Source organism: Photobacterium nomapromontoriensis, assembly GCF_050336815.1.
In the GTDB taxonomy this organism is placed as follows: domain Bacteria; phylum Pseudomonadota; class Gammaproteobacteria; order Enterobacterales; family Vibrionaceae; genus Photobacterium; species Photobacterium nomapromontoriensis.
Genome location: NZ_JAKJSL010000049.1, coordinates 53,721 through 60,839, shown reverse-complemented (window position 1 = coordinate 60,839; position 7,119 = coordinate 53,721). Strand labels below are relative to the sequence as shown.

General features: G+C 47.3%; 6 protein-coding genes. 5 read left to right on the top strand and 1 reads right to left on the bottom strand.

The window, feature by feature from the left end; translation table 11 throughout:
* The 3 genes from L4D12_RS20435 to L4D12_RS20425 form a co-directional block, all read left to right on the top strand.
* On the top strand, positions 1–265 hold a 265-nt coding region (locus L4D12_RS20435; RefSeq protein WP_428449679.1), incomplete at its 5' end, for a transposase.
* Between the two features lie 122 nt (positions 266–387).
* Entirely contained in the window at positions 388–1,470 is a 1,083-nt protein-coding gene (gene amrS, locus L4D12_RS20430) for an AmmeMemoRadiSam system radical SAM enzyme (RefSeq protein WP_428449678.1), read from the top strand.
* 77 nt (positions 1,471–1,547) lie between these two features.
* A complete protein-coding gene (locus L4D12_RS20425) occupies positions 1,548–1,856 on the top strand; it encodes a glutaredoxin domain-containing protein (RefSeq protein ID WP_428449677.1) in 309 nt (102 codons plus the stop codon).
* Positions 1,857–1,960: 104 nt separating this feature from the next.
* Here L4D12_RS20425 and L4D12_RS20420 read toward each other — a convergent pair whose 3' ends face one another.
* Complete coding sequence (locus tag L4D12_RS20420; protein WP_428449676.1) at positions 1,961–2,554, bottom strand: TetR/AcrR family transcriptional regulator; 594 nt, start codon at positions 2,552–2,554, stop codon at positions 1,961–1,963.
* A 224-nt stretch (positions 2,555–2,778) separates the two neighbouring features.
* Here L4D12_RS20420 and L4D12_RS20415 point away from each other — a divergent pair, with 224 nt between their 5' ends.
* Positions 2,779–3,888, top strand: coding sequence for an efflux RND transporter periplasmic adaptor subunit (locus L4D12_RS20415; RefSeq protein WP_428449675.1), 1,110 nt, complete (start codon positions 2,779–2,781; stop codon positions 3,886–3,888).
* A 3-nt stretch (positions 3,889–3,891) separates the two neighbouring features.
* Complete coding sequence (locus tag L4D12_RS20410; RefSeq protein ID WP_428449674.1) at positions 3,892–6,963, top strand: efflux RND transporter permease subunit; 3,072 nt, start codon at positions 3,892–3,894, stop codon at positions 6,961–6,963.
* The last annotated feature ends 156 nt before the right edge of the window (positions 6,964–7,119 follow it).

Sequence of the window (7,119 nt, the reverse complement as noted above, 5' to 3'; positions counted from 1 at the left end):
AGATAAGGGTTATCAATCACAAGAGCTAAAGAGAGAACTTATTGCTCGGCACTTCGTCCCTCACGTTCGTTCACGAGGCGAAGAAAAACAAGATAAGACAAACTCAAGAACTCCAGCCCGTAGATGGGTAGTCGAACGTAGCCACAGTTGGTTAAATCGCTTTCGAGGATTATTAATCCGCTGGTCAAAGAAGGCTGAAAATTATGAGGCCATGTTATATTTTGCCTGCGGCCTTATTGTCTGGAAAAAATGCCTATCGGGATAGGCTCTAAGTCATAACCGACCTAAAAATGTGGATTTCAGGGGGTAATGAGCTCGCATCTCGAGAGCGTTTAGGTATATAGGCCTTATACTTAGTATAGGTACAAAATAATCACCTAGGTGAATATGATGCGACAACCTCCCGAGTTTTATCCGACACATTATTGGCATCAGCTGGATGATGGCCGGGTAGTTTGCGATTTATGTCCTCGTCATTGCCGACTGCGAGAAGGTAAACGTGGTGCATGTTTTATTCGTCAGGCTAAGGAAGGGGAAATCGTTCTTTTGAGCTATGGCCGATCAAGTGGTTTTTGTATTGACCCTATCGAGAAAAAACCATTGAATCATTTTTATCCCGGGAGCTCGGTACTGTCGTTTGGTACGGCGGGGTGTAATCTTGGGTGTAAGTTCTGTCAGAACTGGAATATCAGTAAGTCACGACAGATTGATACGTTAGGGTCGACAGCCATGCCTGAACAACTGGCATTAGCTGCACAGCGCTATGGTTGTGACAGCATTGCCTTTACCTATAACGATCCAGTCATCTTTCTTGAATACGCGGTTGATGCGGCAAAGGCGTGTCGTGAGTTGGGGATTCACAGTGTGGCGGTGAGTGCGGGGTATATCTGTGATGCGCCGCGACGTGAGTTTTTCCGTTATATGGATGCGGCCAATATTGATCTTAAGGCATTCACGGAACGGTTCTATCACAAAATTTGCAGTGGTCATTTGGCACCGGTATTAGACACCTTGTTGTATCTGAAGCATGAAACCGATGTCTGGTTTGAAATTACCACATTATTGATCCCGGGTGAGAATGACAGACCACAAGAAATTGATAGTTTAACCCGTTGGGTTTATGACCACTTAGGCCCTGATATTCCGATTCATTTCAGTGCTTTTCATCCCGATTTTAAAATGCTTGATACTCCCCGTACTCCACCGGAAACTGTGAAAATGGCGCGTAAGATGGCACAGGATAATGGATTGCACTATGCGTATGTCGGCAATATTTTCGATGAGGAAGGTGACAGTACTTATTGCCCGGAATGTGGACAAAAAGTCCTGTCGCGAAATTGGTATCAGCTTGGGGATATTCACCTTAGCGACGATGGGAAGTGCACCTATTGCAATTACTCATTGCCGGGGCGTTTTTCGGCCATTACCCAGTCATTTGGCAGAAAACGGATTCCGGTGGTGATAGGGTAAGCGGCTAGCGCTTGTCACAGACGAGCGCTTCTATTATCTTAGCGGTCAGAGTTTACCTGATAAAAAAGTGAAGAATCATGTCTGATATGACAATGGAACAACTAGCCAGTTACAAGAACTTGGTGATCACCCAACCGAATTGCCCATTCTGCGTTAAAGCGAAGGCCATGCTTGATAGCCGTGGTACAGAATACACTACCTTGGTACTGGGTATGGATCTGGCAAAAACGACCATGGTTGATTTCATCGAACAGGCAACAGGCAATGTTGTGCGCACCGTACCACAGATTATCTTGGATGGTGACTACATTGGTGGCCATGATGATCTAGTTGCTTTCCTCGATCGTCAGGTTGAAGGCGATGCATTTGGTGATTTCGAGCTGTAATCTGTTCATCTGAAATATACCTAAGCCACCTGAAGATGCTCGCCCTCTGGGCGTGAGTCTTGAGGTAGCTTGGGGATACAAAGCAGCATCATTGCTGCTTTTTTTTATTTCGCATAAGACGCCATAAAAACAGATACCACCGTATGCACTTTTTCTTCCAGCTCGGCTCCCTCAACAATGGGTGCTAACGCCATGATCTGTGGCCAGAATAATAACCCCTGAAATAAGCTGATATAGATATTGGTGATGGTTTTCAGGTCGGTCTGCTTGAGCTTTCCTGCCGTCATCGCATCGTTAAACCACTGGGTGACCGCCCTTGTGCTGTACAAGGTATTAATCAGGTTTTGCGCCATGTCAGGTTGACGTAAGAACTCCATCACAATGGTACGAGAAAGTGGAATGCCGTATGTGTGGTACAGAATATCAGCTTCTTTATAGGTGATTTCTCGCAGTTGATCTTCCACGTTCCGTTGGGGCTCAAACGAATACTGTACGGTTTTATTAACCGACTCCTGAATGATAGTCAGTACCGATTCAAATAAACATTCCTTGCTTTCAAAATGGCGGTATAGCGTGCGCTTTGAGACATCGGCCGCAGCACTCACTCTGTCCATATTAGCGGCTAAAAAACCGTGCTGAATAAACTCTTCTTTCGCCGCATTGATGATGGCAAGACGTTTCTGCTCGGAGCGTGTCATCGTTATTCTCATCGTATTCTGTTCTGTATATCCCATAGATTATCAAGAGAATGTCAAAAAGTACACTTGCTAGTTTACTTTTGTAATTGTCACTATAAAATAAACTCGTGAGTTTACTTTGTGATATTCGATATTGAGGGTCGCAGTGAGTAAGCATCTGATAACCAATTTGTAACCCTATTAATAGCTGGTCACGCCTGACCAACCTTTCAGTGGAGAATTAGGTGAATACGTATTTTAAGAAGTCAGTATTGGCATCTTTTAAGTTCAATGCCCTTGCTGCAAGCATATCAATGTCAGTATTACTGCTTTCAGGATGTGGAGCTGAAGAGCCCCAACTAGTGATTGCGCCTGTGGTGAAGCCTGCACTGACTGAAGTAATTTCAACTCGGGCCAATGACGACTTGAATTTCAATGGCGTGGTGCGCGCGGCAGAACGGGCAGAGCTCGCTTTCCGTGTCGGTGGGCGCATTACTGATATCCTGGTGAAAGAAGGGGATGAGGTAAAGCAGGGCAAACTATTGGCAAAACTGGATCCGCGTGATGCCCAAACAGCATTGGAATCGGCGGCACTGGAGTTGGAAAACTCTCAAGCTGAATATACCCGTGGTAAGGCGATTTATGACAAGAGTCAGGCGATTGCTAAAAGCGATCTCGACACGTTATCGACCCGCTACAATCTGGCTAAAAACCGCCTGGCAGATGCTAAGCGCCAGCTGGAATACACTGAAATAAAAGCGCCATTTGATGGCATCATTGGCCGCAAGCTGGTTGATAACCATGTGCAAATTCAGGCCAATACTCCAGTGTTCACTTTACACAACCTCGGTGATCTGGAGGTGGTGATTAATATACCGGATACCGTGATGTTATCAGGGATCCACGGTACGAACGCACAAGCTGAGATTTCGGCCATTCCCGGTGAAGTTTTCCCGTTAGCATTGCGTACCTATGCCACCCAAGCCGATCCAATTACTCAGACCTATGCGGTGGTATTAGGTTTTAACGACCTCAACGGTTTCCGCGTATTACCGGGTATGGCAGTCAAAGTGGTACCGATTGTACCTTCTGCTAATGCCACTGCGGTATTGTCGTCTATTACTGTGCCGTTAACGGCAGTAGTACCTGATAATCAAGGTAAGCAGTTTGTCTGGGTGATTAACAGTGCTAATAAAGTGGAAAAGCGTTATGTACAAGTGGGCGCATTGAGTAAAAACCGCATTGTCGTGAAAGATAACCTCAAGCCGGGTGAGCGCATTGCGATTGCGGGCGTATCGAGTATGAAAGAGGGAATGGAAGTTCGCCCATACACCGATGATAACAACGGAGTGTAATAGATGGACTTTGCACGTTATACCATCGCAAAACGCACTAGCGTTTGGGTGTTGATCGGGTTGATCTTATTGGGTGGCTACATTAGCTACCTGAAGCTGGGGCGCTTTGAAGATCCGGAATTTGTGATTCGACAAGCGGTGATTAATACCCCGTACTCCGGCGCAACGGCGCAGGAAGTGTCTGATGAAGTGACAGATGTCATTGAAGGGGCTGTGCAGTCGCTGCAAGAGCTCAAAGAAGTGAAGTCGGTGTCCAAGCAGGGCATGTCGGAAGTCACGGTTGAGATCAAACTCGAGTTCGCGGGGAGCGCCGCTGATCTGCAACAAGTGTGGGATAAACTGCGCCGTAAAATTGGTGATGTACAGCGTCATCTTCCTCCGGGGGCAGGACCGTCGATTGTCAATGATGACTTCTCAGACGTGTATGCACTGTTCTTTGCTGTGACCGGTGAAGGCTTTACCGATAAGCAGTTGCAAGATTATGTGGATACTCTCCGCCGCGAGTTAGTGCTGGTTCCGGGCGTGGCTAAAACGGCCACACTGGCTGAGCAGCAAGAGACTATTTTTGTTGAGATCTCCAGCGAGCGTCTGGCGAAGTTTGGTCTGTCTGCTGAGAACGTGTTCCAAGTACTGCAAAAGCAAAACCTGGTTACAGTTGCTGGCAGTATTGAGACCGATGCGATGCGCATTCCGGTGATCCCAAGTTCAAATATTCGTTCATTCACCGACTTGAAAAATCTACAGGTCAGTGTGGGCGATAATAATACGGTATTGCGACTCGGGGACATTGCGACAGTTACTCGTGGTTATCAAGAGCCATCGTCAATGCTGATGCGCTATAACGGTGAGCGAGCAATTGGCTTTGGTATCTCAAATGTCACTGGCGGTAATGTGGTTGACATGGGGGATGCGGTAAAAGCTCGAATTGCTGAGTTGGAAGGCCAGCGGCCTCTGGGTATGGAACTGAATGTCATTTCGATGCAGTCAGACTCGGTACGCGCGTCCGTGACCAACTTTATTGATAACCTGATTGCCGCTGTTGCGATTGTATTTGTAGTTCTACTGCTGTTTATGGGGGTACGCTCCGGGGTGATCATCGGTTTTGTCTTGCTGCTAACGGTTGCGGGCACACTATGTATCATGCTGATTGAAGACATTGCCATGCAGCGTATCTCGTTGGGTGCGTTGATCATTGCACTGGGTATGTTGGTGGATAACGCCATTGTGGTGACCGATGGCATATTGGTGCGGTTACAAACTGAACCAGAAGCAGATCGCGATACCATTGTGTCTGAGGTTGTTAATTCGACGAAGTGGCCACTACTGGGTGGTACAGTGGTGGGGATCTGTGCGTTCAGTGCCATTGGTTTGTCACCGTCAGACATGGGGGAATATGCAGGTTCACTGTTCTGGGTGATATTGTATTCTATGTTCTTGAGCTGGGTGTTTGCCGTTACGGTCACCCCAATGCTGTGTTATGACTTCCTGAAAGTGAAGCCGGTGCCTGCCGATCGTAAACCAGGACGCATGGTTACTGCCTATAAAGCGCTACTGAAGTGGGTGCTGGCGCATCGTATCATTAGCACCGCAATGATCTTGGGACTATTGGCGATATCCATGTATGCCATACGTTTTGTGCCACCGGGCTTTATGCCGGAATCACAGCGTGCGCAGTTTGTGGTGGATGTGTATTTACCGCAAGGTTCGGACATTAAGCGCACTGAACAAGTCGTGGCAAGCATCGAGCAAGATGTTAAAGCCAAAGAGGGGATTACCAATATCACCAGCTTTATCGGTGGCGGCGGTCTACGCTTCATGCTGACTTATGCACCGGAAGCGCGTAACCCAAGCTATGGTCAGTTGCTCATCGATATCGACGATTACACCAAAATTGCGCCATTGCTGGTGGAATTGCAGAACGAGCTTGATGCGAAATACCCGGATGCGTCGATCAAAGTATGGAAATTCATGCTAGGTCGCGGGGGCGGTAAGAAAATTGAAGCGGCATTTAAAGGCCCAGACAGTCATGTGTTACGTCAACTTGCTGAGCAGGTGAAAACCATCATGCTCAATAATGACCAGTTGATTGCGGTGCAAGATGACTGGCGTCAGCAAGTGCCAGTGCTACGTCCGGTGTATTCGGCGCAGGAAGCACAACGCTTTGGTTTGACCACGCAAGAGATTAACCAAGCTATCGCTCAGACGTTATCAGGTCGTGGGGTCGGTGTGTACCGTGAAGGTGATGATCTGATCCCGATTGTGGTACGTTCGCCTGAAAGTGAACGTGATCATCAGCGGGCGATTGAAAATACCGAAGTGTACAGTCATACCGTGGGTGGGTTTATTCCGGTCAGCCAGCTAGTTAACTCTGTTGATGTGGTTTGGCAGGATGCGATCTTACGTCGTATCAACCGAGTACCGACTATCATGGTACAAGCAGATCCGGCGCCGGGTGAGCTAACCGCTGATGCGTTTAACAGTGTACGCAGCCAAGTGGAAGCGATTGAACTGCCGCCGGGTTATGAGCTGATTTGGTACGGTGAATTCAAAGCATCGAAAGACGCCAATGAAGGTCTGGTGATTTCAGCACCTTACGGGTTTGCAGCGATGATTCTATCGGTGATCTTTATGTTTAACGCCATCCGCCAGCCGCTGGTTATCTGGTTGACGGCACCGTTGGCGATTATTGGTGTGACGGTTGGCTTGATCATCTTCCAGACGCCGTTTGAGTTTATGGCGATCCTTGGCTTCCTGAGCCTTATCGGGATGATGGTGAAAAATGCTATCGTACTGGTGGATCAGGCGGATGTGGAGATCAAACAAGGGAAAACGCCTTATGACGGGATTATCGAAGCGGCATTAAGTCGTGCTCGTCCGGTTTTGTTGGGCGCATTTACGACCATTTTGGGTGTAGCACCGCTCTTAATTGATCCATTCTTTAAGAGTATGGCGGTCACTATTATGTTTGGTTTGTTGTTTGCGACTATCTTAACCTTGGTCGTGATCCCGCTGTTCTACGCCATGTTCTTCCGGGTGAAGGTTGAAACGGCATATGTAGAGAGTCCGGCAAGTTAAAAGAAAAAATGAATTAAAAAAGGAGCTTCGGCTCCTTTTTTGTCTTTAGCCAATACGTGTATTGGTTTTCATTTAATGATCTGAATTAAACAAATCCCACTCTTTTTGCACAGTAATCATAGGGTTTGATACCATAAAAAACAGGTGTTGAAACTG